Origin of the sequence: Pseudomonas sp. 2995-1 (genome assembly GCF_002742505.1) — a bacterium.
In the GTDB taxonomy this organism is placed as follows: Bacteria; Pseudomonadota; Gammaproteobacteria; order Pseudomonadales; family Pseudomonadaceae; genus Aquipseudomonas; species Aquipseudomonas sivasensis.
The window spans coordinates 1-270 of record NZ_LJSA01000647.1 but is presented as its reverse complement, the minus strand read 5'-3'; the positions used below and the strand labels follow the sequence as shown (position 1 = coordinate 270).

1 protein-coding gene is annotated in these 270 nt (G+C 34.1%); it reads right to left on the bottom strand.

Translation table 11 applies throughout. The features are described from left to right. Positions 1–42 precede the first annotated feature (42 nt). On the bottom strand, positions 43–270 hold a 228-nt coding region (locus AOA61_RS32060), incomplete at its 5' end, for a hypothetical protein (RefSeq protein WP_218197430.1).

The following is a 270-nucleotide window of genomic DNA, read 5'->3' as shown; positions in this document are numbered from 1 at the left end:
GGACAGGAAACTGAATATCTACCATTTGAATCACTGTCATACCTAATAACACAAGAAAAAACTCGCAACTAGTATTCTTGAATTAAGAATGATTCCCCAACCATCTTTCCATGAGTTCCAGAGCGATTCATGTTTATTTAATTCTAATGAATGATTCCCTTTATCTGTCTTCATTTTCTTTTGAATGACAATTGATAGTAGGATGAGAGCAGAAATGATAAAGGCCACACCATTGATAAAAATACAAATGTGAGGTGATATCATACCTGC